28 protein-coding genes are annotated in these 22,640 nt (G+C 68.8%); 20 read left to right on the plus strand and 8 right to left on the minus strand.

What is annotated here, in order from left to right:
- The gene (locus IEY88_RS10125) at positions 1–315 is read right to left on the minus strand and encodes a hypothetical protein (protein WP_189154339.1); all 315 of its coding nucleotides are present in this window, start codon (positions 313–315) and stop codon (positions 1–3) included.
- Positions 312–800, minus strand: a complete 489-nt coding sequence (locus tag IEY88_RS10130) for a YbaB/EbfC family nucleoid-associated protein (protein WP_229693225.1) — start codon at positions 798–800, stop codon at positions 312–314. The genes IEY88_RS10125 and IEY88_RS10130 overlap by 4 nt, the downstream gene beginning before the upstream one ends.
- Positions 801–895: 95 nt before the next feature.
- Between IEY88_RS10130 and IEY88_RS10135 the strand changes: the two genes are divergently transcribed.
- Positions 896–1,336: a MaoC family dehydratase gene (locus IEY88_RS10135; protein ID WP_189154340.1), complete on the plus strand. Its 441-nt coding sequence runs from the start codon at positions 896–898 to the stop codon at positions 1,334–1,336.
- A gap of 349 nt (positions 1,337–1,685) precedes the next feature.
- Here IEY88_RS10135 and IEY88_RS10140 read toward each other — a convergent pair whose 3' ends face one another.
- The 3 genes from IEY88_RS10140 to IEY88_RS10150 are packed head-to-tail and all read right to left on the minus strand — an operon-like array spanning position 1,686 to position 3,946.
- A complete protein-coding gene (locus tag IEY88_RS10140; RefSeq protein ID WP_189154341.1) occupies positions 1,686–2,618 on the minus strand; it encodes a hydroxymethylglutaryl-CoA lyase in 933 nt (310 codons plus the stop codon).
- The gene (locus tag IEY88_RS10145) at positions 2,605–3,129 is read right to left on the minus strand and encodes a PH domain-containing protein (RefSeq protein ID WP_189154342.1); all 525 of its coding nucleotides are present in this window, start codon (positions 3,127–3,129) and stop codon (positions 2,605–2,607) included. Before IEY88_RS10145 ends, IEY88_RS10140 begins: the two co-directional genes overlap by 14 nt.
- A 13-nt stretch (positions 3,130–3,142) precedes the next feature.
- Positions 3,143–3,946 carry a biotin--[acetyl-CoA-carboxylase] ligase gene (locus tag IEY88_RS10150; RefSeq protein WP_189154343.1) on the minus strand — a complete coding sequence of 268 codons (804 nt, stop codon included), beginning with the start codon at positions 3,944–3,946 and terminating at the stop codon, positions 3,143–3,145.
- A gap of 117 nt (positions 3,947–4,063) precedes the next feature.
- Here IEY88_RS10150 and IEY88_RS10155 point away from each other — a divergent pair, with 117 nt between their 5' ends.
- Positions 4,064–5,710: an acyl-CoA carboxylase subunit beta gene (locus IEY88_RS10155; RefSeq protein ID WP_189154344.1), complete on the plus strand. Its 1,647-nt coding sequence runs from the start codon at positions 4,064–4,066 to the stop codon at positions 5,708–5,710.
- Positions 5,707–5,928, plus strand: a complete 222-nt coding sequence (locus tag IEY88_RS10160) for an acyl-CoA carboxylase subunit epsilon (protein ID WP_189154345.1) — start codon at positions 5,707–5,709, stop codon at positions 5,926–5,928. Before IEY88_RS10155 ends, IEY88_RS10160 begins: the two co-directional genes overlap by 4 nt.
- On the opposite strand, the gene IEY88_RS10165 is transcribed toward IEY88_RS10160, so the two are convergent.
- A complete protein-coding gene (locus tag IEY88_RS10165; RefSeq protein WP_189154346.1) occupies positions 5,925–6,311 on the minus strand; it encodes a hypothetical protein in 387 nt (128 codons plus the stop codon). The two genes, IEY88_RS10160 and IEY88_RS10165, sit on opposite strands and share 4 nt — an antisense overlap.
- 77 nt (positions 6,312–6,388) lie before the next feature.
- Here IEY88_RS10165 and IEY88_RS10170 point away from each other — a divergent pair, with 77 nt between their 5' ends.
- The 3 genes from IEY88_RS10170 (at position 6,389) to IEY88_RS10180 (ending at position 9,829) form a co-directional block, all read left to right on the plus strand.
- The gene (locus IEY88_RS10170; protein WP_229693226.1) at positions 6,389–7,798 is read left to right on the plus strand and encodes an MFS transporter; all 1,410 of its coding nucleotides are present in this window, start codon (positions 6,389–6,391) and stop codon (positions 7,796–7,798) included.
- The gene (locus IEY88_RS10175; protein ID WP_189154347.1) at positions 7,758–8,357 is read left to right on the plus strand and encodes a Maf family protein; all 600 of its coding nucleotides are present in this window, start codon (positions 7,758–7,760) and stop codon (positions 8,355–8,357) included. Before IEY88_RS10170 ends, IEY88_RS10175 begins: the two co-directional genes overlap by 41 nt.
- 185 nt (positions 8,358–8,542) lie before the next feature.
- A complete protein-coding gene (locus tag IEY88_RS10180; protein ID WP_189154348.1) occupies positions 8,543–9,829 on the plus strand; it encodes a dicarboxylate/amino acid:cation symporter in 1,287 nt (428 codons plus the stop codon).
- Here the strand turns inward: IEY88_RS10180 and IEY88_RS10185 are convergent.
- Positions 9,826–10,476 carry a hypothetical protein gene (locus IEY88_RS10185; protein ID WP_189154349.1) on the minus strand — a complete coding sequence of 217 codons (651 nt, stop codon included), beginning with the start codon at positions 10,474–10,476 and terminating at the stop codon, positions 9,826–9,828. The two genes, IEY88_RS10180 and IEY88_RS10185, sit on opposite strands and share 4 nt — an antisense overlap.
- A 135-nt stretch (positions 10,477–10,611) precedes the next feature.
- Between IEY88_RS10185 and IEY88_RS10190 the strand changes: the two genes are divergently transcribed.
- The 8 genes from IEY88_RS10190 (at position 10,612) to IEY88_RS10225 (ending at position 17,383) form a co-directional block, all read left to right on the plus strand.
- Positions 10,612–12,378: an acetyl/propionyl/methylcrotonyl-CoA carboxylase subunit alpha gene (locus IEY88_RS10190; protein WP_189154350.1), complete on the plus strand. Its 1,767-nt coding sequence runs from the start codon at positions 10,612–10,614 to the stop codon at positions 12,376–12,378.
- 31 nt (positions 12,379–12,409) lie between these two features.
- The gene (locus IEY88_RS10195; protein ID WP_229693227.1) at positions 12,410–12,796 is read left to right on the plus strand and encodes a DUF1707 SHOCT-like domain-containing protein; all 387 of its coding nucleotides are present in this window, start codon (positions 12,410–12,412) and stop codon (positions 12,794–12,796) included.
- Positions 12,775–13,572, plus strand: a complete 798-nt coding sequence (locus IEY88_RS10200; RefSeq protein ID WP_189154351.1) for an HAD family hydrolase — start codon at positions 12,775–12,777, stop codon at positions 13,570–13,572. The genes IEY88_RS10195 and IEY88_RS10200 overlap by 22 nt, the downstream gene beginning before the upstream one ends.
- Before the next feature lie 173 nt (positions 13,573–13,745).
- Positions 13,746–14,312 (plus strand): GNAT family N-acetyltransferase, encoded by a 567-nt coding sequence (locus IEY88_RS10205; protein WP_189154352.1) that lies wholly within the window; start codon positions 13,746–13,748, stop codon positions 14,310–14,312.
- A gap of 6 nt (positions 14,313–14,318) precedes the next feature.
- Positions 14,319–14,909 (plus strand): DUF3558 domain-containing protein, encoded by a 591-nt coding sequence (locus IEY88_RS10210; RefSeq protein ID WP_189154353.1) that lies wholly within the window; start codon positions 14,319–14,321, stop codon positions 14,907–14,909.
- 97 nt (positions 14,910–15,006) lie between these two features.
- On the plus strand, positions 15,007–15,372 hold the full coding sequence (locus IEY88_RS10215; RefSeq protein WP_189154354.1) for a transcriptional regulator: 366 nt from the start codon (positions 15,007–15,009) through the stop codon (positions 15,370–15,372).
- 2 nt (positions 15,373–15,374) lie between these two features.
- Positions 15,375–16,577 carry a PPE domain-containing protein gene (locus IEY88_RS10220; RefSeq protein ID WP_189154355.1) on the plus strand — a complete coding sequence of 401 codons (1,203 nt, stop codon included), beginning with the start codon at positions 15,375–15,377 and terminating at the stop codon, positions 16,575–16,577.
- Positions 16,577–17,383 carry an ESX secretion-associated protein EspG gene (locus tag IEY88_RS10225; RefSeq protein ID WP_189154356.1) on the plus strand — a complete coding sequence of 269 codons (807 nt, stop codon included), beginning with the start codon at positions 16,577–16,579 and terminating at the stop codon, positions 17,381–17,383. Before IEY88_RS10220 ends, IEY88_RS10225 begins: the two co-directional genes overlap by 1 nt.
- A gap of 38 nt (positions 17,384–17,421) precedes the next feature.
- On the opposite strand, the gene IEY88_RS10230 is transcribed toward IEY88_RS10225, so the two are convergent.
- The gene (locus IEY88_RS10230) at positions 17,422–17,892 is read right to left on the minus strand and encodes a gamma-glutamylcyclotransferase family protein (RefSeq protein WP_189154357.1); all 471 of its coding nucleotides are present in this window, start codon (positions 17,890–17,892) and stop codon (positions 17,422–17,424) included.
- Positions 17,893–18,001: 109 nt separating this feature from the next.
- Here IEY88_RS10230 and IEY88_RS10235 point away from each other — a divergent pair, with 109 nt between their 5' ends.
- The 6 genes from IEY88_RS10235 to IEY88_RS10260 all read left to right on the plus strand — a co-directional run bounded on the left by IEY88_RS10235 (position 18,002) and on the right by IEY88_RS10260 (position 22,592).
- The gene (locus tag IEY88_RS10235) at positions 18,002–19,405 is read left to right on the plus strand and encodes an NAD(P)H-quinone dehydrogenase (protein WP_189154358.1); all 1,404 of its coding nucleotides are present in this window, start codon (positions 18,002–18,004) and stop codon (positions 19,403–19,405) included.
- A gap of 256 nt (positions 19,406–19,661) precedes the next feature.
- The gene (locus IEY88_RS10240; protein WP_189154359.1) at positions 19,662–20,120 is read left to right on the plus strand and encodes a hypothetical protein; all 459 of its coding nucleotides are present in this window, start codon (positions 19,662–19,664) and stop codon (positions 20,118–20,120) included.
- A 70-nt stretch (positions 20,121–20,190) separates the two neighbouring features.
- Complete coding sequence (locus tag IEY88_RS10245; protein ID WP_189154360.1) at positions 20,191–20,730, plus strand: sortase domain-containing protein; 540 nt, start codon at positions 20,191–20,193, stop codon at positions 20,728–20,730.
- Positions 20,731–20,932: 202 nt separating this feature from the next.
- Positions 20,933–21,277 (plus strand): hypothetical protein, encoded by a 345-nt coding sequence (locus tag IEY88_RS10250; RefSeq protein ID WP_189154361.1) that lies wholly within the window; start codon positions 20,933–20,935, stop codon positions 21,275–21,277.
- Positions 21,274–21,852, plus strand: coding sequence for a class F sortase (locus IEY88_RS10255; RefSeq protein ID WP_189154362.1), 579 nt, complete (start codon positions 21,274–21,276; stop codon positions 21,850–21,852). Before IEY88_RS10250 ends, IEY88_RS10255 begins: the two co-directional genes overlap by 4 nt.
- A gap of 29 nt (positions 21,853–21,881) precedes the next feature.
- Complete coding sequence (locus IEY88_RS10260) at positions 21,882–22,592, plus strand: hypothetical protein (RefSeq protein ID WP_189154363.1); 711 nt, start codon at positions 21,882–21,884, stop codon at positions 22,590–22,592.
- The last annotated feature ends 48 nt before the right edge of the window (positions 22,593–22,640 follow it).

The following is a 22,640-nucleotide window of genomic DNA, read 5'->3' on the forward strand; positions in this document are numbered from 1 at the left end:
TCAGCCGTCCAACCTTCGCATCGCGGACGAGTTGCTCTCCTCGACGTGCCGGTACGTAGAAGCCGTGGCGGCGAGCTTGTCGCTCACGTCCCCCAACGTCGAAGCAAGCCCCAGCACAGCACCGGTGGCGTCCCCAGAAGGCTTCTCGTGCGAAGCGGCAAAACTCCGCCCGACAGCGTCGTCCCCCCAACAGGCACCGAACGAGGCGAGCGCCCGATCGAGCGACCCCGCGATCTCGCCGGCCTGCCCCGCAAACCCCTTGAGCTCACGCGCCCCGGCATCGAGCCGCTCGAGGTCGGCCGAGTACCCGCTCATCGAACCCTCCTGTCGATCAGCTCGGAGTCGAGCCAACTCTCCCGCTGCTCGTTGTCCTCGTCGTCATCCACACGCCGACGACCAACCTGCCGCCCCAGATCCACGGTCTCGGTGCCGTCACCGACCGCATACTCGTCAGGCCGCAGATCAGCAGTCCCAGCGACCAACGACGCAGGATCCGTCGCAACGGGCAAAACAGCACTCAACGTCTGATAGGTGTCCTCGGCAGCCCCAGCAGCAGCCGCCGCCACGGTCCGCACGATCAACTCGGCCAGCTGCTCGGGCCGATGCCTGCGATAGGCCAACTCGGAAAGCTCGAGCCCCACCAGCGCACCCCCGGCCCCCACGGTCGCCGAGACCGTCCCGTCAGGACTAGCGGCCTGCCCGGACACAGCAGCAAGCTCACGCTGAACAGCAGCAAGCTGCTCACGGCTGCGCCGGTAGTCGGCGAGCATCTCCTCGACCTGCGCACGGTGGTCGTCCACCGAGTCCCCCTCACACGCATAGCCCTGGGCTCGGGCTCTAGGACGCCGTCGCCCGTAGATCGGTTCCCAGCGGATTCAGTTACTAGGATCAACGGATGATCGCCTTCGAGGATCTGCCCGCAGGCCGCATCATCCCGCTCGGCGAGCTCACCGTCGACAGGGACGACATGCTGGACTTCGCGAAGAAGTTCGACCCGCAACCGTTCCACCTGGACGAGCAAGCGGGCAAGAACTCGATTTTCGGCGGTTTGTCCGCCTCGGGTTGGTACACCGCCTCACTCTGGATGCGCCGCTGGGTGGACGAGGTACTCGCAGACTCCACCTCGCAAGGCTCCCCGGGAGGCCGGGAACTCTCGTGGCTAGCGCCCGTCTACCCAGGCGACACCCTCACCTTCGAGGCAAAGGTGCTCACCGCCCGCCTCTCAAAGAAGCGCCCAGAGCTGGGCCTGGTGGAGTTCGAGGGCACAGCAAGCCGAGGCGACGAGCTCGTCTACAGGTTCGTAGCGACGGGGATGTTCACGTCCCGCAACGCCTGACCACGCGATGCCGCAGGCGAGCCGTCCTTAGTCTCGCGATGCCGCAGGCGAGCCGTCTTTACCAAACACACTGGGTGGGGTGGCTTCGTCACGAGTCGTGCCATAGCTCTTGCTGCATGCCTGAAGGGGTGTCAACTCGACACGCTTTTCATCGAGTTGACACCCCTTCAGGCATGTGGCCCGCTCTTGGCTCGACTCGTGACGAAGCCACCCCACCGACGCAACCAACCTAAGCAACCGGCAGCCGCCGAAAGCAACAGGCGTGCCATCTACCCGCGTGGGGCGTGGACCCCGGCTTTGGATCAGATTGGCGGGGTCTGGGGCGGAGCCCCAGGTTCTTCAGCCAAGCTCACTTCCCCAACGCCCGAACCACCCGAGAAGGACTGGGCCGCCCCAACCGCTCAGCCATCCACACCGAGGTCTCGACCAACTTGTCGAGATCAACCCCGGTCTCAACCCCAAGCCCGTCCAACATCCACACCAAATCCTCGGTGGCAAGGTTCCCAGTAGCCGACTCGGCATACGGACACCCACCCAACCCACCAGCCGACGAATCCACAGTCGTAACCCCACAACGCAACGCGGCCAACGTATTGGACAACGCCTGCCCATAGGTGTCATGAAAGTGCACAGCCAACCGGGAAACATCCCCAAACCCACCAAGCAACGCCTCAACCTGCCCAGGAGTAGCGACCCCGATGGTGTCCCCCAGCGACAGCTGCGAACACCCCATCTCCAACAGCCGCTCCCCAACCCCCACAACTTGGGCTCGGGAAACAGCCCCCTCCCAAGGGTCGCCAAAGCACATCGACACGTACCCGCGAACATCCATCCCAGCAGCCAACGCCCGAGCAACAGTCGGCTCGAACATCTCGAACTGAGATTCCAACGTCCGGTTCAAGTTGCGCGAAGCAAACGTCTCAGTGGCAGACGCAAAAATCGCGATGTGCTGAACCCCAGCTTCCAGAGCCCGATCCAGCCCACGCTCGTTGGGAACCAACACGGGATAGGTCACGCCAGGACGCTGCACCAACCCGTCCAACAACTCAGCAGCATCAGCCAACTGCGGCACCCACTTGGGATGCACGAACGACGTGGCCTCCAAAACAGACAACCCAGCCGAAGCCAACCGATCCAAAAACTCCAACTTCACCGCAACAGGCACCACAACGGACTCGTTCTGCAGCCCATCCCGAGCCCCGACCTCCCAAATCGTCACCCGCGAGGGCAACTCCCGGGACGACGGCACAACATCGGGCAGCCCGACCTCACGCGCGCCCATCAAGCACCCCAGGGTGGAAGTCGTCACCAGGATTGTCGTTGACCTCGCGGTACAACATCGTGTGCACCTTCTCCACGGACGGGATGTCGTCGAACTCGAGCGGCTCGTCCGAGGCCGACTCGATGATCAGGGTGCCGCAGCCGAGCAGGCGGTCGATGAAACTGTGCTCGAAGCGGACGCTGTTCACACGAGCCAAAGGGATGTCGAGGCCTGTGCGCTTGAACACTCCCTCGCGGTACATCACACGGTCCGACGTGATGATGAAGTGCGTGGTCCGCCAGCGCAGCAACGGCACGACCGTCAGCCACAGGACCAGCACCACGCCGATCACGGCCAGGGCGGTCAACGCGATCGAACCCCACGACTGGTCACCGACGAGCCCGGCCAGATAGGTGCCGAGCGCGACCACCACCAGCAGCCAGAACACCGGGAAGATCAGCATCTTCCAGTGGGGGTGCTTGTGGATCACGACGTGCTCGCCGGAGCTCAGCAGGTCGTCGGGGTAGGCCATGCGCCAACCCTAACTACGCCGGGCGCAAATGCACCACGTCACCAGCGGACACGCCGTGGTCCACCCCATCGGTGCCGCGCACGACCAACGTGCCGTCGGCTTCGATGCGCTGGGCCACGCCGACCACCTCGGCGCCACCCGAAAGCTCGACGCGCACGTGCTGCCCGATGGTCGACGAGTGCTCCTCGTACTCCTCCAGCACGCCGGACTCGACGGCGTCGCCCTCGTTCTTGCGCCACACGCCTTCCAGCCCGGCCAGCTCGACCAGGAGCCGGAACGCGAGCTCGCCGCGGTCCAGTTCCGCGGCGCCCAGGTCCTCCAGCGACGTCGGCGCGAGGCCACCCGGCGCGGGCTCGACGTCGGACGGCAGCTTCGCCACGTTCAGGCCCATGCCGACCACGACCGCGCCGTCGGCGGTGATCTCGGACAGGATCCCCGCGCCCTTGCCGGGCCCGGAACCGAGCAGCAGGTCGTTCGGCCACTTCAACGTCGCCTCGACACCAGCAGATTGGGCGACGCGGACCAAAGCCAGCCCGGCGATCAGGTTCAGCCACGGCAGCCGCGCGGCGGGCACACCGGCCGGGCGGAACAGCACGCTGACGTAGAGGCCGCCTTCGGGCGACGACCAGCTGCGGCCGCGTCGGCCCTGCCCCGCGCTCTGTTCGAGCGCGATCAGCACGGTGCGGTCGGCGGCGCCAGAGGCAGCCAGGTCCGCATTGGTGGACGCCGTGGTCTCCACGACGTCGAGAGCGGCGTACGGGCCGTTGGGTGCGACGAGCCGTGAGCGCAGCTCTTCGGCGTCGAGTGCGGTGGTCATCGCGCCAGGCTATTGGAACGGAAGAGAGTACGTGTGATCGAACACGACCAACAGGTTGCCGTGACCTGGACAACTGCACGGAGCAGTTCAGCAATGGTCTCGTTAGGCTGCCAGCCCATGAGCAGTGCGACCGAGCCGATCGGGCACGTCCCCACCGGCGCTTCAGGCGCCCCGGACGTCCACACCACCGCGGGCAAGCTCGTTGACCTCTACCGGCGCAACGACGAGGCGGTTCACGCCGGCTCGGCACGCGCGGTCGAGAAGCAGCACGCGAAGGGCAAGAAGACAGCCCGCGAGCGCATCGACCTCCTGCTCGACCCCGGGTCGTTCGTCGAGCTGGACGAACTCGCCCGGCACCGCTCCACGAACTTCGGCCAGGAGAAGAACCGTCCGTACGGCGACGGCGTCGTCACGGGCTACGGCACCGTCGACGGCCGTCCGGTGTGCGTGTTCTCCCAGGACGTCACGGTCTTCGGCGGGTCGCTCGGCGAGGTCTACGGCGAGAAGATCGTCAAGATCATGGACCTGGCCATCAAGACCGGCCGGCCGATCGTCGGCATCAACGAGGGCGGCGGCGCGCGCATCCAGGAGGGTGTCGTCTCGCTCGGCCTCTACGGCGAGATCTTCTCCCGCAACGTCAAGGCCTCCGGCGTGATCCCGCAGATCTCGCTGATCATGGGCTCGAACGCGGGCGGGCACGTCTACTCCCCCGCGCTCACCGACTTCGTGGTGATGGTCGACGAGACCTCGCACATGTTCATCACCGGCCCCGACGTCATCAAGACCGTCACCGGCGAGGACGTGACGATGGAGGAGCTGGGCGGCGGTCGCACGCACAACACCAAGTCCGGCAACGCGCACTACCTCGGCAGCGACGAGGAGGACGCGATCGCCTACGTCAAGGAGCTCCTGAGCTACCTGCCGTCGAACAACCTGAGCGACTCGCCCACGTTCGAGGGCACGCTGGCGGAGGGGTCGATCTCCGACTCGATCACGGACGAGGACCGCGAGCTCGACACGCTCATCCCGGACTCGGCGAACCAGCCGTACGACATGCACGAGGTCATCAACCGCGTGCTCGACGACGGCGACTTCCTGGAAGTGCAGCCGTTGTTCGCGCCGAACATCCTCGTGGGCTTCGGCCGCGTGGACGGCCACAGCGTCGGTGTCGTCGCGAACCAGCCCACGCAGTTCGCCGGCTGCCTCGACATCAACGCCTCCGAGAAGGCCGCACGGTTCGTACGCACCTGCGACGCGTTCAACATCCCGGTCCTGACGTTCGTCGACGTGCCCGGCTTCCTGCCCGGCACCGACCAGGAGTGGAACGGCATCATCCGCCGCGGCGCCAAGCTGATCTACGCCTACGCCGAGGCCACCGTCCCGCTGGTCACCGTCATCACGCGCAAGGCGTACGGCGGCGCGTACGACGTCATGGGCTCCAAGCACCTCGGCGCCGACATCAACCTCGCGTGGCCGACCGCGCAGATCGCCGTCATGGGCGCGTCGGGCGCGGCGAACATCGTGCACCGCAAGACGCTCGCCGCCGCCGGTCAGAACGGCGAGGACGTCGACGCCCTGCGCGCGAAGCTCCAGCAGGAGTACGAGGACACGCTGTGCAACCCGTACGTGGCCGCTGAGCGCGGGTACGTCGACTCGGTGATCCCGCCGGCGTACACCCGCGGTTACGTGGCGCGGGCGTTGTCGATGCTGCGGGACAAGCGCGAGACGCTGCCGCCCAAGAAGCACGGGAACATCCCGCTGTGACCGCGCCGGAGGAGAAGCCGCTGCTCAAGGTCGTCAAGGGCACGCCGGACGACTACCAGCTGGCTGCGCTGACGGCGGTCATCGCCGGCCTGGCGTCGACTCAGCCCGCCGAGGAAAAGCCTGAGCGGCGCCCCGAATGGGCGAATCCCGCACGGCGGGTCAGGCGCTCGTTGCAGCACGGACCGGGCGCCTGGCGGGCTTCCGGTTTCCCCGGTTAGCAGTCCACCCGACGACTGGTGACGTTCAGGCCGACGGCGAGCTCTCGACAGCGGGTCTCGCCGTCGACCTGCATCTTCAGCGTCCAGAACACGCTGCCGTACGCCGAGGTCCTGCGCAGCACCTCGACGCCCGCGTGGTCGAGCGGCGAGCCGGAGCGCACCGCGGGCACGACCGACGAGAGCAACGCGTGCTCCGCGCGATCGGCGGTGTCGGCGAACGGCCAAATGGGCACTCCATAGCCGATCGGGTCGCTCGCGAGCACACTTCCAACGCCGAGTGATCCGATGAGCCCGCCGAGCACGACGAGCAGTGCCGCGATCCGTCTGCGCTTGCCTTCGCGATCGGAGCCGCGTTCGGTGAGGACAAGCACCCAGCGCTTCACTCTTCCGAGAGTGCCGACCGAAGAGGTGATCGCGCATCAGCAGTACTACTCAATCGGACCGTGCGAACTGGCGGACCGTGTACGCGCTGTGCGTCGGCTTCTTCATGACGCTGCTGGACACGACCATCGTCAACGTCGCGCTGCCGTCGATGATCACCGATCTGAACGCCTCGCTGAACGACGTGATCTGGGTGGTCAGCGCCTACCTGCTCGCATTCGCGGTGCCGTTGCTGCTGACGGGGCGGCTGGGTGACCGGTACGGGCCGAAGCGGCTCTACGGGATCGGGCTCGTGCTCTTCCTCGGGGCCTCGCTGGCCTGCGGGCTCGCCACCAGCTCGGACGCGCTGATCGCGGCCCGCGTCTTCCAGGGCCTGGGCGCCGCGGCCATGACCCCGCAGACGATGGCGTTCATCACGCACCTGTTCCCGGCGGCCAAGCGCGGTGCGGCCCTCGGCATGTGGGGGTCGGTGGCCGGGCTCGCGACGGTCTCCGGGCCGTTGCTCGGCGGGGTGCTGGTCACGCACCTGGGCTGGGAGTGGATCTTCTTCGTGAACCTCCCGATCGGTGTGCTCGCGCTGGTGCTGCTGTTCCTGTGGGTGCCTGACCTGCGGCCGAACCGGGCGCCGAGGTTCGACGTGCTCGGGGTCGTGCTGTGCTGCCTCGGGCTCGGGCTCGCGGTGTTCGGCATCCAGAACGGCGAGCACTACCAGTGGGGCCGGGTGGCCGGACCGATCACCGTCGCCGAGATCATCGCGTCCGGCGTGTTGTTCCTCGTGGCGTTCGTGTTCTGGCAGGCGTCCGCGCGCAACCCCGAGCCGCTGATGCCGTTGCGGATCTTCCGCAACCGCAACTTCTCGCTCGGCAACGTCGCGAACATCGCCATCGGCATCACGGTGACCGGCGTGTTCGTGCCGCTGGCGCTGTTCCTGCAGACCGTGCCGAAGCTGTCGCCGCTGATGACGGGCCTGGTCACGGCGCCGGCGTCGCTGATGTCCGGCGTCGTGGCGGTGTTCGCGGGACGGCTGTCGAACCGGGCGGACGCGAAGTACCTGCCGATCACCGGGTTCGCGCTGATGGCGGTGGGCATCGTCGCGATGACGTTCCTGCTCGGCGACGGGTCGCAGTGGGTGCTGCTGCCGTCGATGGTGGCCCTGGGCATCGGCATGGGCCTCGTGTTCTCGCCGCTGACGAACATCTCCACGCGCACGCTCGACCGGTCGCTGCTGGGCGCGGGGTCCGGGATCTACAACACCTCGCGGCAGTTCGGGAACGTGCTGGGCAGCGCCGCGACGGCGGCCGTGCTGCAGGTCGTGCTCGCGGCCACGGGCGACTTCACCACGGCCGTGCGGGCAGCGTTCTACCTGCTGCTCGCGGTGCTGGTGGTCGGCATCGCGGCCGCGTTCGCCTTTCGGCAGATCGCCCCGCCGGGCGTGGCAGACTCGCCCCGTGCGTCTGATCCTGGCCTCCCAGTCACCCGCCCGTCTTAGCGTCCTGCGGTCCGCGGGCATCGAGCCCGTCGTCCGGGTCTCCGGCGTCGACGAGGACGCGCTGATCGCCTCGCTCGAGGACCCGACGCCCGAGGAGACCGTCGTCGCGCTGTCCGCGGCCAAGGCCGAGGCGATCGAGCACGACGACGAGTGCGTGGTCGTCGGCTGCGACTCGATGCTGCTCTTCGAGGGCGAGCTCGTGGGCAAGCCCGGCACGCCCGAGGTCGCGCGCGACCGGTGGCGGCGGGTGGCCGGCCAGAGCGGCGTGCTGATCACCGGGCACACCGTGCTGCGGGTCTCCGGCGGCGCCGTCACCGACCGCGCCTCGGGAGCCGAGTCGACCACCGTGCGGTTCGGCACGCCGTCGGACGAGGAGCTGGAGGCCTACATCGCGACGGGCGAACCGTTGCACGTCGCCGGTGGCTTCACGATCGACGGGCTCGGCGGCTGGTTCATCGACGGCATCGAGGGCGACCACACGTCGGTGATCGGCATCAGCCTGCCCCTCACCCGAAGGCTCCTCGGCCAGCTGGGTGTTTCCGTGTCCACACTCTGGTAGACGCTGGTCACAGTTCACCCGATCGAGGAAGACTTGCCCCCGACGCCGGCGTTGGGGGCTAGCGGTGAACGAATTCTTGACGCGTCGCAGGCACATCGACCTGGCACGCAGGACGAGCACGGGTTGTCGGAGCTAACGCCTCCGCCACCCCTCACTCCGCTCATCCCTGCCCAGGAGATGTTCCCGTGTCGTTCGTCCGGACATATCGCAAGCCCAAGGTCTTCGGATTCACCGTTCTCGGCGCGCTCGTCCTCGGCGCGCTGGCCGGCTGGCTCGGCAAGGGCACGTGGCTCGCGCCCATCCTCGCCAAGATCGGCTCCACCTTCACCGCGCTGCTGCAGCTGACCGTCATCCCGCTGGTGTTCACGGCGATCGTCGTCGGCATCGCGTCGCTGCGGAACCTCGGCGGCGGCCGCACCGCCGCCCGCCTCGGCGGCAAGACGTTCCTGTGGTTCGCCATCACGTCGTTCATCGCGGTGCTGATCGGCATCGCGGTCGCCACGATCCTCAAGCCTGGCAACGGGTTGCAGATCGAACCCGCCGCCGGCGCGGTCGACAAGCTCGCCAAGCGCGCGTCCGGTTCGTGGCAGGCGCTGCTCGACAACCTGGTGCCCACCAACATCTTCAGCGCGTTCACCGAGGGCGACGTGCTGCAGGTCGTGTTCATCGCCGTGCTGGTCGGTTTCGCCGCCTACGCGCTCGGCGACAAGGCCGCGCCGTTCACGAACCTGGTCCGCTCGTTCTTCGAGATCGTCCAGAGGGTCGTCGGCTGGATCATCCTGCTGGCCCCGATCGGCATCTTCGGCCTGATCGGCAACGCCGTCGCGTCCTACGGCAACTCGTTCGTGAAGCCGCTGTTCTCGTTGATCCTCGCCGTGTACCTCGGCACCGCGCTCGTGCTGTTCGTCGTCTACCCGGTGCTGCTGAAGTTCGTCGGCAAGACCTCGCCGGTCGAGTTCTTCCGCAAGGCGGGTACGGCACTGCAGTTCGCGTTCGTGTCGCGCTCGTCCGGCGCCACGCTCCCGTTGTCCCGCAAGGCCGCCACCGACCTCGGCGTGCCGACCGAGTACGCGAACTTCGCCGTGCCGCTGGGCACGACGACCAAGATGGACGGGTGCGCCGCGGTCTACCCGGCCGTCGCGACGATCTTCATCGCGAACCTCTTCGGCATCCAGCTCTCGGTGTGGCAGTACGTCGGCATCGTGCTCGTCGCCGTGTTCGGCGCGCTCGCCACGGCCGGCACGACCGGCTGGTACACGATGCTCACGCTGACCCTGAGCGTCATCGGCCTGCCGCCGGCCGTGATCGCGACCGGTGTGGCCGTGGTCTACGCGATCGACCCGATCCTCGACATGATGCGCACCGCGACCAACGTGGCCGGCCAGATCACCGTGCCGGTGCTGGTCGCCCGCAGCGAGAACCTGATCGAGGAGCCCGCCGCCCCCGCTGAGAAGGACCTCGTGAACGCCTAGTCAGCACACGGGCGGAGCTGGGACAACTTCGGCGCCGGTGCGGGCCAGCCAGGGAGCTGGTCCCGCGCCGGCGCCGCCGCCGTGCAGCCGAGGTCCGGCCCGAACACCGAGAACACCTGCACGAACGCGTTGTTGCACTGGCCGTCGCACGCGAGCTGGACGGCGACGACCTCCGCGGTGCCGTCCTCGTTGACGTCGTGCAGCCCGAGGAACCCGCCGGTCGACAGGTAGGCCTGGGCACGCGACCACGTGCCGTCCTTGCGGATCAGCACCTCGCCGACCAGGTCGGTGCCGCGCGCGCCGTGCACCAGGCACACGCTGACCGCCGCCTCCGTGCACTGCAGCGACTTGTCGGTGACCGTCGCACCGGACTCGGCGATGGTCATCTCGAAGATGAACGGGCCCGACTCGCCGGTCACCCTGATCCGCCCGCCGCCCGTTCCGGAGAGCAGCTCCACGAGGTCCCTGCCGACCGACTTGCCGATGACGACCTGGCAGACGGTGGTACCGCAGCGCATTCCGGTGTCGGTCCCGGATTGACCTGAATCGGTGTTGTCCGGCCTCTGGAAATAGGCGAACACCAGCCCCGCGATGACGACCACGGCGGCGATGACGGCAGTCACCTGCACGGACCTGATTCCAGCCACATCGCAGATTGTGCTCGATGGGCTCACGATGGATGTGAAGTGAGCCGTCTCTCCCTCTCGGAGTTCATCAATCTCCGTAGACTGCGGCACCAGCCAGAGCCGTAATTCAATCGGTCCAGCAGGAGGTACGACGCCGTGTCGCTGCGCAAGGTGCTCATCGCGAACCGCGGTGAGATCGCCGTCCGGGTCATCCGAGCCTGCCGTGACGCCGGTCTGACGAGCGTCGCCGTCTACGCCGATCCCGACCGCGACGCGCCGTTCGTGCGCCTCGCCGACGAGGCGTTCGCGCTGGGCGGCAACACCCCCGGTGAGAGCTACCTGTCGTTCGAGAAGGTGCTGGCGGCCGCGGCGCAGTCCGGCGCCGACTCCGTGCACCCCGGTTACGGCTTCCTGTCCGAGAACGCCGAGTTCGCGCAGGCGGTGATCGACGCCGGTCTGGTGTGGATCGGCCCGACCCCGCAGGCGATCCGCGACCTCGGCGACAAGGTGACGGCGCGGCACATCGCGATGCGCGCGGGCGCGCCGCTGGTGCCCGGCACCAAGGACCCGGTCAACGGGCCGGACGAGATCATCGCGTTCGCCTCCGAGCACGGGCTGCCGGTCGCGATCAAGGCCGCGTTCGGCGGTGGCGGCCGTGGCCTGAAGGTCGCCCGGACGATGGAAGAGATCCCCGAACTGTTCGACTCCGCGGTCCGCGAGGCCGTCACGGCGTTCGGCCGCGGCGAGTGCTTCGTCGAGCGCTACCTGGACAAGCCGCGCCACGTCGAGGCGCAGGTCCTCGCCGACACCCACGGCAACGTGATCGTCGTCGGCACGCGTGACTGCTCCCTGCAGCGCCGCCACCAGAAGCTGGTCGAGGAGGCTCCCGCGCCATTCCTGACCGACGAGCAGCGCGCCACGATCCACTCGTCCGCGAAGGCGATCTGCCTCGAGGCGGGCTACCACGGCGCCGGCACCGTCGAGTACCTCGTCGGTCTCGACGGGTCGATCTCGTTCCTCGAGGTCAACACGCGCCTGCAGGTCGAACACCCGGTGTCGGAGGAGACGACGGGCCTCGACCTGGTGCGCGAGCAGTTCCGCATCGCCGCGGGCGAGAAGCTGCGGTACACCGAGGACCCGGCGCCGCGCGCGCATTCGATCGAGTTCCGGATCAACGGCGAGGACGCCGGTCGCGGCTTCCTGCCCGCGCCCGGCACCGTCACGACGTTCATCGCGCCGTCCGGCCCCGGCGTGCGCGTCGACGCCGGCGTGGAGAGCGGTTCGGTGATCGGCGGGCAGTTCGACTCGTTGCTGGCCAAGCTGATCGTCACCGGCGAGACCCGCGAGGAGGCCCTGGGCCGTGCCCGCCGGGCGCTCGACGAGATGGTCGTCGAGGGCATGGCGACGGTGCTGCCGTTCCACCGGGTGATCGTGCGGGACGCGGCGTTCACGGCCGAGAAGCCCGAGGGCTTCACCGTGCACACGCGGTGGATCGAGACGGAGTTCGACAACCAGATCGCGCCGTTCGCAGGCTCGGGCGAGGCCGCGGAGGACGAGACGCCGCGGCAGACCGTGGTGGTCGAGGTCGGTGGGCGCCGCCTGGAGGTGTCGCTGCCGGGTGACCTCGCCGTTGGTTCGCGGCCCGCGGCGGCTGCTGCGAAGAAGCCGAAGGCCAAGCGTGGCGGCGGTGGTGGTGCGGCCGTGTCCGGTGACGCGGTGGCGGCGCCGATGCAGGGCACGATCGTGAAGGTGGCCGTCGAGGACGGGCAGACCGTCGAGGCCGGCGAGCTGATCGTGGTGCTGGAGGCCATGAAGATGGAGAACCCGGTGACGGCGCACAAGGCCGGCACGGTGACGGGTCTCGCGGCGGCTCCCGGCGACCCGATCACGCAGGGCACTGTGATCTGCGAGCTGAAGGACTGACCTGTCGGGTCGCTCACCTACGATTGAAGTCGTGAGCGACCCGAGCAGGGACATCCGCATCGGTGACACCGAGCGTCAGCAGGCGTTGCAGGTCCTCGGCGAGCACATGAGCGCGGGCCGCATCGACATCACCGAGTACGGCGACCGGTCCGCGAAGATCACCACCGCGAAGACCCGCGGCGAGCTGATGGCGTTGTTCTACGACCTGCCGGACCCGCGGCCCCAGTTCGTGGCGCCCGTGCCGATGTTCAATGAGCCCGCCCGGCCGCCCGCGCGCCGCTGGGAGGGCGCGGTCATCCCCGTGGTGGGCATCGCGACGGTGATCCTGTTCTTCGCGCTGGTGAAGAACCCGCTGATCTTCCTGCTGGTGCCCGCCGTGGCGATCCTGTGGGGCACGTGGAACGGACGCCGGCGCTGAAACCCCTGCTGCTGCTGGACCTCGACGGCGTGCTGCGGTCGTACCCACCGACCCCGCCGCGGATCGCCGACGTCGCCTTCGAGCCCTCGCTGCTGCGCCGCGCCGTCACCGGGCAGATCACCGACGAGCAGTGGCGTGCCGAGATCGCCCTGCGGATCCCTCCAGCCGAGGTCGACGCGTGGGCCGTCCTCGGTTCCGTGATGACCGAGGCGCTGGCGTTGGTCCGCATGGCACGACGGCAGTGCTTCGTGGCGTTGCTGTCCAACGCGACCACGCGCCTCGAAGCGGACCTGGAGCTGCTGGGCCTCGGCGACGAGTTCGACGCGGTCTTCAGCTCCGCCCGGCTCGGTCTCGCGAAGCCCGATCCCGCGATCTACCGGCGAGTGCTCGACGAGCTCGGGTACGAGACCGGGGTCTTCTGCGACGACACCGCGGAGAACGCGGACGCGGCGAGCGCGGCAGGACTGGACGGCGTGCACGTGCCAAACACGGCGGCGTTGCGGACGGCGCTGGCGGTGCGGGAGCTGATCCCGCCGACCGTCCTGCTGATCCTGCCGGACCGCGACGAGGCCGAGGAACTGGCGGCGGAGCTGCTGGAGTCCGGCTGGGGCCCGTGCCACGTGCACCGGGACATGCTGGCGGGCGAGGACGACGCCGAGGACGTGGACTGGGTGGTCGAGCTGACCACCGCGCCGGACGGCCTCCCCGCGTCCGCGCACCGCCCCGAGCTCGACGAGCTGGCCGAGCAGCACGACGGCTTCACCGGAGACAGCTAGCGGCGTGACCCGGAACGTCGGCTGGGTGATTCACGCTCAGCAGGGCACCTCGCGGCGCCGCCCCCACGCCCCCGTACAACCAGTACGAGGACGTGGGGGCGACACCACGATGCACCCGTCTGACCGCGAATCCGCCCGGCAACGTTCCGGGCCACGCCGCTAGCCTCCTGGCCGTGGAGCCAGTTGAGATCAACGCGGGCGAGTACTACCTGCGCGCCTTCCGCAGCGACGACCGCATCGACGACGTGCCGGCGTTGGCCGAGACCTTCGCCGACCCGGAGACCAGGCGGTACATGCCCCGGCTGACCGGGGAGGACGCGCCGTCCGCCGAGACGCTCGTCCTGCTGCTGACCGACGGCTGGGAGAAGGACTACCGCTGGTCGTGGGCGGTCTGCGAGGCGGTCACCGCCGAGGTGATGGCTGGGATCGTCATCCACGACGTCGACCACCACCTGAAGTCGGCCGAGGTGATGTGCTGGAGCCAGCCCGCACACCGCGGCAAGGGCGTGCTCCCCAAGGCGCTGAACTCCGTGCTCGGCTGGGTCTACGGCGCGATGGAGATCCACCGGGTCACCTACCGGCACGCGGTCTCGAACCAGGCGTCACAGCGCGTCGCGGAGAAGTGCGGATTCACCCTGGAGGGTCGACTTCGCGAGGAGGCGATCGTCGATGATCAGCGCGAAGACCAGTTGCTGTGGTCACGGCTGGCCTCGGACCCCTTCCCCGAGCAGCTACGGTGACCGGCCATGCGGACCACGGGGCTCCTGATCCTCGCGACGGCGATGGCGCTGGCCGGGTGCACGGCCGCGCCCAAGCAGAGCGCGCTGACCACCCCGCCGCCCCCGCCGCCGCAGGTCACCACGACACCCACCCCGCTCGACTTCCCGCAACGGCCGCGCGCCGTCCCGCTCGACAAGGTTGACCCGTGCGCGGTGCTGACGCAGGACCAGCGCCTCTCGCTCAGCCTCGACAACCCGCCGAGCGCGTACGTCGAGCCGAGCTTCGGTGGCGCGCGGGCCTGCACGATCCGCAGCACGACCAGCGGGAACGTCGCCAGGATCGCGCTCGTGCTGGTCTCCGGGGCGGACGTCTGGCTCTCCGAGAACGCCCAGGTGGAGTACGCGGTGAGCTCGATCGAGGGATTCGCGGCGATCACTGTCCGCACACCTGACCTGAGCGACGTCTGCAACGTGGAGGTGGACGTGGCGGACGGCCAGTTCCTCGACGTGATGTTCCGCGACGGCGGCAATTCCACTGCGGTACAACAAGATCATCTTTGTCTCGGTGCCCAGCGTGTGGCAGAGGCGGCGATGGCCAGTTTGCTCCAGAAGCGCTGACCCACACGGGCGGATGTCACTGTTCGCACTCCACAGCGTTACCTTCGGTGGCTAGAGTGACGAAGCGCTTGTAGGCACAACCGCCGGAGGTTTCACGATGCCGCCAGGGGGACGCAGCGGGGCAGACACCTCGCCACCCGGCCAGCACCAGTTGAACGTGGAGCCGGAGGCCATCCCCGCGTTGCGCAACACGTTCTCCGCCGCCCTGATCAAGCTGGACAAGCAGATCGAGATGGCGGTCACGGAGTTCCGCGTGCGCCCGTGGGCCGGTGACCCGGTCAGCGCGGAGGCCGCCGAGAAGTTCAACGACCGTTCGATCGCGGACGGTGACTCGGCGCTGCAGGCGCTGCTGAACTACCAGCGCCAGCTCAAGACCGCGATGGACAACCTCAACCAGATCGAGCGCCAGTACAACGTGGTCGAGGGCGACAACACCGGCACGATGAACAAGAGCGGGTGCTGACCATGGCCGACCACCGCTGGCAGGGCTACAGCCACAAAGAGCTCTACGAACGCATCCACTCGGGTCCTGGCGCCTCCGCGTCCTTCGCGTCGATGGAACGCTGGCAGGGCGTCTCAGCCGCGCTGACCGAGATCAACGACGACCTGCACAAGGGCATCTCCAACTCGGGCGCGAAGTGGCAGGGCAAGGCCGCCGACCTGGCGCAGGCCGGCCTGAACCCGATCGCCGCCTGGGCGGACGGCGCACGCACCGGCGCGGACGTCATGCGCTACTCGGCCGAGCTGCAGGCCGGTTACGTCTCGAAGGCCCGCGCGGACATGCCCGCGCCGGTCAAGGTGACCGCCGAGCAGCCGGGCGCGCTCGTCACCGGCCTCACGCACCTCTTCGGCGGGCAGACCGACCACGAGAAGCAGGAGGCGGCCCAGGACGCGGCCGAGCGCCGAGCCCGTGAGGTCATGTCCACCTACGCGTCGTCCACGACGGCGAACACCTCGACGCTGGGCCAGTTCTCCCAGCCGCCGCAGCTGCAGATCAGCGGCACCGGCGTCGCGCACGGCGGTGGCGCGCAGATCGGCACGGCCGCGGTCTGGGGCGTCGGCCCGCGCGGCACCGGTGGCAGCGTGACGCGGGGCCGCACCTCGTCCGGCACGCGTGGCGCCGCTGCCGCCCCGCCCCCACGTGGCGGCTCGTCCGCGCCGGGTTCCACCACCAGCACCTCGAACGCCGGTACGTCGACTGCTCCCGGCAAGGGCTCGCACACGTCGATCACGCCCGGCGTCAACGGCCCCGGCGGCGCGGGCACGGGCACCGCGGGCGTCGGCCTGCCGGGTCAGCGCACGGGTGGCCGTTCGGGCAGCTCCGGCTCCGAGCCGAAGCAGATGGAGGACGGCGCGACCGCGGCCTCCAGCGCCGCCGCCATGGGCACGGTGATGAACCAGGGCCACGCCGCCGGTGCCTCGGGCGCGGCGGGGTCGGCCATGGGTTCGATGGGCACGGCCGGTGCCGCGAACAACGGCGACCAGGTCCACCGCAGGGCCGTGCCGATGCCGCCGTCGTTCGACCCGTTCGGCGGCATGGGCGGGCGCAAGGGCGAGGAAGAGGAGGACTTGGAGCACAAGGCCGCCGACTACCTGCGCGAACGCGACGACATCTACGGCGTGGGCAGCTACACGCTGCCCGTCATCGGGGAGAGCACGACCGACTGATGACTCTGTTCGGCTTGGACGTCGGGACGAGCGACACGCGCGACCCGATGGTCATCTCCACGCTGGAGTTCGACGTTCTCTGGGACCACCTGGGCCTGGAGACGATGCCCCTCGTCCTGAAGGTGCCCTCACCGGGCAAGACGACCGAGGAACGCCGGGCCATCGAGGACCGCGTCTGGCTCCAGCTGGGCGCGCGCGGTCTCGGTGGCCCCCGCTCCCTGGACCCGACCCTCGAGGACCTGCTGCACGTGCTCAACCGCCCGCAGCAGGAGATCGACGCGCGCATGTGGCTCGACGACCGCAGCCTCCGCGTGCTGGCCGCGGGCAAGGGCCAGGCCGGTGTCCTGGCGATCCTCGACGGCAGCCAGCTCGTCCTGCGCCCGGCGGAGGCCGACGGACTCCCCCGCGAGGCCCTCACGGCCCTGCCCGCCGCACCGGCGGGCGAGGGCCACTCGATCACCCTGCCCTCGGCCGACCTGGACGCGGCGGCGGCCTCAGCGAGCACTCCGGAAGACCTGGAAGAGGCGCTGCGCAGCCGGCTGCGCGCCGACGACGCGCACACCCTGGCCGAGATGATCCGCGACGCCTCGAACCGGGGTCAGTTCGGCGCGGCGGCCCGCGACAAGTGGGGCAAGCGCGTCCGGCCGGACCGGGTGGTCGCCTTCTACGACACGCCCAAGGGCCGCTACCTGCAGATGCGCCGGGCGGCCGACGGGCAGCCGCCGTGGTCGACCATCACGCCGGTCGACTACCGCCGCATGCACCACCACCTGGTGGAACTGCTCGCAGAGGCCACGGGCTCCTGACGGCGTCGGGGCTGGGCGCGACCCCAGCCCTGCGCGCGTCAGCCCTCGGACGCCAGCCCGCCGGGCCCGATCCCCGAACAGGGCCGGGTGCGCAGGTCGTTCACGTAGTCGGCAGGCGCCCCGGCGGCCTCGGCGGCGTCCGCGACGACCCCGATGTACCGGGCGGACGGCAGCCCGCCCTCGTAGGCGTCGAGCACGTAGAGCCAGGCCACCACAGACCCCTCCAGGGTCTGCACCCTCAGCCGGATCTTCTTGTACAGCCCGAGCGCGCCCTCCCACCGGTCCAGCCGCGATTCATCACGGGGGGACATGTCGTAGAGCACGCAGAACGTCTGCTGGTCTGGCTCCTCGACGATGGTCGCGAGGGCCCCCTCCCAGCCGAGGTCCTCGCCACCGAACGTCATGCGCCAACCGACGAGCCAGCCGGTCCCCGCGAGCGGGGAGTACGGGGCTCGCTCCATCATCTGGTTCGGATCCATGTTCGACCCGTACGCGGCATAGAGCGGCACGTCCGACAGCGTAGCGACACGGCGATCAGCTTTCGGTACTGACGACACGGTCGATTCGGTCAACGCGTACGGTTGAGCCGCCCAACAAGCCCGTGGAAGGGAACTGATCGTGACCCGCATCGTCATCATCGGCGGCGGACCCGCAGGTTACGAAGCAGCTCTGGTCGCGGCGCAGCACGGCGCCGACGTGACCGTGGTCGAGAACGACGGGGCTGGTGGCGCATGCGTGTTGTACGACTGCGTTCCGTCCAAGACGTTCATCGCTTCGGCGGGGGCCCGCAGCGCCTTCCGCAACGCCGGTGAGCTGGGCATTCAGACTCACAACGAGCTCGCCACGGTGGATCTGCCGGTCGTGCACGGCCGGGTGAAGGGACTGGCGCTCGCGCAGTCCGCCGACGTCCGGGCACGTCTCCAGCGCGAGGGCGTGCGGCTCATCAACGGCCGCGCGAAGTTCGTCGACGACTCGCGCGGGCTCGCCCAGCACCAGGTCGTCGCGCACGCCGTGGACGGGTCCGAAGAGGTCCTCAACGCCGATGTGGTGCTCATCGCAACCGGTGCGACCCCGCGCGTGTTGCAGGGCGCGGAGCCCGACGGCAAGCGGGTCCTCACCTGGCGGCAGATCTACGACCTCCCCGAACTGCCCGAGCACCTCGCGGTGATCGGTTCCGGCGTCACCGGTGTCGAGTTCGCCAGCGCCTACACCGAGATGGGCGTGAAGGTGACGATGGTCTCCAGCCGGGACCGGGTGCTCCCCCACGAGGACGCCGACGCGGCCGCGGTGCTCGAGGACGTGTTCGCCGAGCGCGGCACGGCCGTCGTCAAGCACGCCCGCGCGGACAAGGTCGAGAACACCGGCGACGGCGTGCTGATCCACCTGGAAGACGGTCGCACGATCGAGGCGTCGCACGCCCTGATGACCGTCGGCTCGGTGCCGAACACGACCGACATCGGCCTCGACAAGATCGGTATCGAGCTCGGGCGTGGCGGGTACATCCCCGTCGACCGGGTCAGCCGGACGAACGTCAGCGGCGTCTACGCGGCGGGCGACTGCACCGGCGTGCTGCTGCTCGCGTCCGTCGCCGCCATGCAGGGCCGCATCGCGATGTGGCACGCGCTGGGCGAGGGCGTCAGCCCGATCAAGCTCAAGACCGTCGCCGCGAACGTCTTCACGAACCCGGAGATCGCGAGCGTCGGCATCAGCCAGCAGGCGATCGACTCGGGCGAGGTGCCCGCGCGCACGATCATGCTGCCGCTCGCCACGAACCCCCGCTCCAAGATGGAGGGGCTGCGCCGCGGCTTCGTGAAGCTGTTCTGCCGCCCGGCGACCGGTGTCGTCATCGGTGGTGTGGTCGTCGCGCCGAACGCGAGCGAGCTCATCCTGCCGATCGCGCTGGCCGTGCAGAACCAACTCACCGTCGAGCACCTCGCGACGACGTTCTCGGTGTACCCGTCGCTCTCGGGCTCCATCACCGAGGCCGGCCGCCAGCTCATGCGGCACGACGATCTCGATTAGGCAACGCCGGACCCGCACGGCAACCATGCCCCGGACACCAGCGTGTCCGGGGCATGGTTCTGCGCACGGTCCTCCCTGCGCTTACGGCGCCGGCGTCCCTCAGCGGTCGCGCCTCGCGGCCTGAGCCGACGCGGCCCACCGGGCCGACGCCGGTCACGCCGACGTCCACTTCGGACGGTGCGGCAGCGGAGAAGGCCACCCGCAGCCACCGGGACAACACCATCGTCTACGCGACATCGACCTGAGGAGTGCCATCATGAGGAGGCCCCGGAGATCCCTTGCCGTGCTGCTGGTCGTGGGCACGGCGTTCGCGTCCACCCCGGCAGCGGGCGCACAGGAGGTGCGGTTCTCCCTCCCCGACCCCATGCCGCCGGTCATCGGCTCGTTCCTCGACAAGGACGAGTACGCGCCGGGCGAGCGGATCGAGATCTTCCTGGTCGACACCCACCGGTGCGGTTACACGGCGACCTCCCCGGGCTTCACCGCGCCCGCCGAGCTCGCGCTGGTCCGGCCCGGCTACTCCCTCAGGGGAGCGACGACCGCCGTCGCCAGGCCAGGCACCTATCGGGCGGAGATCCCGTGCGGCATGACGGGACCTGTGGTCGACACGTTCACCATCGCCCCACAACCGGGAAACCCGGTGCCCAAGCCGAAGCCTCCGATCGTCAAGCCGAAGGGTGCGCCGGACACAGGCGGTGGCGGCACCGCGCCGTAACGCTGATCACGGTTCGGAACTGTCTTGATTGGACGCGCAACTAACCCACGAGATGTGCGTCAATGGGTTCGTGGGGACTCGTGTCTTGATCGCGGTGCTGTGCGTGGCGCTGGCCACCTCCGCCTGTTCGCAGGGACCAGCACCGGCACCGACGGCGGCGACGAGCGACAGCGCTCCACCGCCGGTGGTGTCACCGCTCGGCAAGTCGGACCCGATGGAACTGCGGATCGAGCGGATCGGCGTGCGCTCGTCGCTGGTCGCGCTCGGCCTCGACCAGCAGGGTGCCGTCCAGATGCCGCCCGCGAACGAGGGCATGCAGGCCGGTTGGTACCAGACGCAACCGCAGCAGTGGATCATCGTCGGCCGGATCGAGAGCAACAACGCCAGAGGCGTCTTCTTCCGGCTGAACGACCTGGTCGAGGGCGACGTGCTCGAAGTGTCCAAGAAGGACGGTTCACTCGCCCGCTTCACCGTGGGGCGCACGGAGAGGATCATCCGCGACGACTTCTTCGCGGAGGCCGTCGCACGGGACAAGGACGAGCAGGGACTGCGGCTGATCACGTGCGGCACTCGCGACAACGTGATCGTGCACGCCGCTGCTTCGTCCTGATTGCGGCGGAGCCCAACCAGGACGAAGCAGCGGCCGGATTCGGCGTTCTCGGTACCCGTCGCTCTCTCGCTCCATCACCGAGGCCGGCCGCCAGCTCGTGCGGCACGACGATCTCGATTGAATAACCCCGATCTCCCCCGGCAACCGAGGCGCCCACAAGGGCGTCTTCGGTGTGCAGGTACCACTCGGGGGAGAAAAACAAATGAAGCGCGTTTTCGCGGCCGCGGTCGCACTGGGGATTGCGTTCGCTTTTGCACAGTCGTCGAGCGCGCAGACGGAGCCGGTCGGCTCCGACCTGTTCGTCGTTCCACAAAGGACGGTCACGCCCGGCGGCGTGGCCGTGGTCCTCAAGTCCCAGCTGTCGACGTGCACCGGCGCGGTGACGTCGCCGGGCTTCGTCGCACCGGTCGAGTTCACCTACCAGAACGCTGACGGCTCCTGGATCGGCGTCGGGGAGGCGGTCAACGCGTCCGGCTCCTACACCGCCAAGGCGACTTGCGCGGGCGAGGTCGTCGAGCGCACGTTCACCGTGGGAGCGACGAGATGAAGCGTCTCCTCGCCGGCGTACTGCTGCTGATCCTGGCGCTGACGGGTTGCGCTTCACCTCAGGAAGCCGAACCTCCATCAGCACCAACGCGGTCAGCACCGTCCACTTCGGAGTCTCGCGAGCTGCCGCCGTCGGAGCCGACCGAGATCCGCATTCCGAAGATCGACGCGGTGTCGTCGCTGGTACCGCTGGGGCTCAACGCCGACGAGACCGTCGAGGTACCGCCGGTCGAACAGCCGATGCAGGCCGGTTGGTACCGGCACGCGAGGACGCCGGGTGAAGCAGGACCGGCCGTCGTCCTCGGCCACGTCGACGGCAACAAGCAGCCGGGGATCTTCTTCCGGCTCAAGGAACTCGTCGCGGGGGACGAGATCCTAGTGTCCAGGAAAGATGGCACCACAGCCAAGTTCCGTGTGCACAAGACGGAACAGATCGCCAAGGACAGCTTCCCCGCGGAAGCCGTCTACGGGGACACCGACGTACCCGAGCTGCGCGTGATCACCTGCGGGGGCGGTTACGACCAGGCTGCGCGCAGTTACCGGGACAACGTCATCGTTTACGCAACGCTCGTCTGAACATCAGAAACCATGGGGGAGAAAGAAAAATGAAGATCACCAAGGCTGTCGTCGGACTCGCCGCTGTCGCCGCCGCACTCGCGTTCGCGCCGTTCGCGAGCGCCGGGACGAACGAGGGCTTCGTGCTGGACAAGGCGGAGTACCAGCCCGGTGAGGCGATCAAGCTCGCCTACGACGCGACCGCCAACTGCGAGGGCAGGGCGAGCTCGAACGGCTTCGTCAACCGGTACTCGTCCGAGTTCGAACTCGATGCACCGAACGTCCTGCGCGCCACGGCCAGTGCCGTTCAGGTGGCCGGCAGGTACACCGCCGAGATGATCTGTGGCGGGCAGCCGATCAGCAGGACCTTCGAGGTCGTGCACGCCCAGGGCTCCGACCTCTTCTTCCTCGGCAGCGGCGAGGTCGAGGCGGGCGGCGACGTCAGCGTGATGAAGACCAAGCAGTCGATCTGCGGCGATGTCGCGACCTCGCCGGGCTTCACCGCGCCCATCGAGCTGAAGTACGAGTCGCAGAACCTGCGGATCGGGAACGGCAAGGCCGTCGACGTGCCCGGCGTGTACGAGGTGCAGATGATCTGCAAGGGACAGCCGGTGCTCCAGCAGCTCGTGGTCAAGGCGAAGGCGGCGAAGGCACCGAAGCCGGTACCGGCCCCGATCACCGAGAAGCCCAAGGCCAAGGCCAAGGCTCCGATCATCAAGCCGAAGGGTGCCCCGCAGACCGGTGGCGGCGGCACCGCGTAATCGCGCAGCTCCAGCCTGACGTGATGAGGGGAGCTTTCCCGAACCTGA

Source organism: Lentzea pudingi (assembly GCF_014646255.1).
Lineage (GTDB): Bacteria > Actinomycetota > Actinomycetes > Mycobacteriales > Pseudonocardiaceae > Lentzea > Lentzea pudingi.

Excerpts from the sequence above, each read along its gene's own strand:
- IEY88_RS10125 (WP_189154339.1), bottom strand. The coding sequence starts at position 315 with ATGAGCGGGTACTCGGCCGACCTCGAGCGGCTCGATGCCGGGGCGCGT.
- IEY88_RS10135 (WP_189154340.1), top strand. The coding sequence starts at position 896 with ATGATCGCCTTCGAGGATCTGCCCGCAGGCCGCATCATCCCGCTCGGC.
- IEY88_RS10140 (WP_189154341.1), bottom strand. The coding sequence starts at position 2,618 with ATGGGCGCGCGTGAGGTCGGGCTGCCCGATGTTGTGCCGTCGTCCCGG.
- IEY88_RS10145 (WP_189154342.1), bottom strand. The coding sequence starts at position 3,129 with ATGGCCTACCCCGACGACCTGCTGAGCTCCGGCGAGCACGTCGTGATC.
- IEY88_RS10150 (WP_189154343.1), bottom strand. The coding sequence starts at position 3,946 with ATGACCACCGCACTCGACGCCGAAGAGCTGCGCTCACGGCTCGTCGCA.
- IEY88_RS10155 (WP_189154344.1), top strand. The coding sequence starts at position 4,064 with ATGAGCAGTGCGACCGAGCCGATCGGGCACGTCCCCACCGGCGCTTCA.
- IEY88_RS10210 (WP_189154353.1), top strand. The coding sequence starts at position 14,319 with ATGCGGACCACGGGGCTCCTGATCCTCGCGACGGCGATGGCGCTGGCC.
- IEY88_RS10215 (WP_189154354.1), top strand. The coding sequence starts at position 15,007 with ATGCCGCCAGGGGGACGCAGCGGGGCAGACACCTCGCCACCCGGCCAG.
- IEY88_RS10220 (WP_189154355.1), top strand. The coding sequence starts at position 15,375 with ATGGCCGACCACCGCTGGCAGGGCTACAGCCACAAAGAGCTCTACGAA.
- IEY88_RS10225 (WP_189154356.1), top strand. The coding sequence starts at position 16,577 with ATGACTCTGTTCGGCTTGGACGTCGGGACGAGCGACACGCGCGACCCG.
- IEY88_RS10240 (WP_189154359.1), top strand. The coding sequence starts at position 19,662 with ATGAGGAGGCCCCGGAGATCCCTTGCCGTGCTGCTGGTCGTGGGCACG.
- IEY88_RS10250 (WP_189154361.1), top strand. The coding sequence starts at position 20,933 with ATGAAGCGCGTTTTCGCGGCCGCGGTCGCACTGGGGATTGCGTTCGCT.
- IEY88_RS10255 (WP_189154362.1), top strand. The coding sequence starts at position 21,274 with ATGAAGCGTCTCCTCGCCGGCGTACTGCTGCTGATCCTGGCGCTGACG.
- IEY88_RS10260 (WP_189154363.1), top strand. The coding sequence starts at position 21,882 with ATGAAGATCACCAAGGCTGTCGTCGGACTCGCCGCTGTCGCCGCCGCA.